Genomic DNA, 1,336 nt, shown 5'->3' with positions numbered 1-1,336 from the left:
GTGCCGGTCGCGCTCGCCGGCGCCACGCTGGCCAAGTCGGCCGGGATCACGCCGGCGGCCGGCTCCGGGCCCTGGCTCGCCGGTGCGGTGCAGGCGGCCGCCGCCCATCCGCTGGCCGCGGCCGTTCTCGCCGTCGGAGTCACCGTCCCGGTCGCCGGATGGGCCATCGCACCCGCGCCCGGCCGCTCCGGTCCGGCCACCGCGCCATCGGTGGCCACCGGGGCGCTGTCCCTGGAATCGGCTGCGGCGCCGGGCCGGTACGTCTCTGTGTTCGGCGAGGACGGGACCCTCGAACCGGTCAGCCCGGCCAGCGCCGCCGACGACCGCCGGCGAGCCACCCTGCGGGCGGTCCGGGGCCTGGCCGACCCGGCCTGCCTCTCGTTCCTCGGCCCCGACGGCCGCTACCTGCGTCATGCGTCGTTCCGGTTGCAGCCCGGCTCCGACGACGGCACCGTCCTGTTCCGCGGAGATGCCACGTTCTGCGCCCGGCCCGGCGCATCGGCCGGCAGTGTCTCGCTCGAGTCGTTCAACTACCGCGGCTTCTTCCTGCGCCGCGTCGACGACCAGCTCCGGATCGACCAGTCCGACGGCAGCGCGTCGTTCCGGTCCGACAGCTCGTTCCGGGCCCGGCGCCCGCTGGGCTGACGCCGCGGCAGCGCGCCGGGCCCCGGCACGATCAACCGAGCTTGCGGGTCAGGAAGTCGTGGATCAGCGGGAACACCTCGTCGGCGCGGTCCTCGAGCAGGAAGTGCCCACTGTCGAACAGGTGGAACTCCACATCCTTGAGGTCCTGCTTGTACGGGTGCGCACCCTCGGCCGGGAAGATGACGTCGTTCGCGCCCCACACCACCAGCGTCGGCGGCTGCGTGGTGCGCAGCCACTCCTGCACCGGCGGGTACAGCGCCGGGTTCGTGCCGTAGTCGAGGAAGTAGTCGAGCTGGATCTCGTCGTTGCCGGGGCGGTCGAGCAGGGCCTGGTCGACGGTCCAGTTGTCGGGTGAGATGCGCGTGGCGTGGGCCATGCCGTCGGTGTACTGGAACCGGGTGCTGTCCAGCGTGACCAGTCCGCGCAGGGCGTCGCGGTTCTCGGCGCTGGGGTCGGCCCAGTACCGCTTGATCGGCTTCCAGAAGTCGTTGTCCAGGCCTTCGTCGTACGCGTTGCCGTTCTGCACGATGAGCGCCGTGATCGCCGAGGGGTCGGCCAGCGCGAGCCGCCAGGCGGTCGGGGCGCCGTAGTCGAACACGTTGACGGCGTACCGGGTGATGCCGAGCCTGGTCAGCAGCTTCTGCACGTGGAGCGCGGCGTTGTCGAACGTGTAGTCGAACCCGGCGCGGTC

2 protein-coding genes are annotated in these 1,336 nt (G+C 72.5%); one reads left to right on the top strand and one right to left on the bottom strand.

Annotated elements, in window-relative coordinates:
* Positions 1–645, top strand: a 645-nt coding sequence (locus GLP40_RS33090; protein WP_196054888.1) for an AbfB domain-containing protein, incomplete at its 5' end; no start/stop codon positions are given.
* A 31-nt stretch (positions 646–676) separates the two neighbouring features.
* Here GLP40_RS33090 and GLP40_RS33085 read toward each other — a convergent pair.
* On the bottom strand, positions 677–1,336 hold a 660-nt coding region (locus GLP40_RS33085; protein WP_154791964.1), incomplete at its 5' end, for an alpha/beta fold hydrolase.

It is taken from the genome of Nocardia aurantiaca (assembly GCF_009708175.1).
Classification (GTDB): domain Bacteria; phylum Actinomycetota; class Actinomycetes; order Mycobacteriales; family Mycobacteriaceae; genus Nocardia; species Nocardia aurantiaca.
Note: the sequence above shows the minus strand (reverse complement) of the source record. Positions and strands in the feature narration are given on the sequence as shown.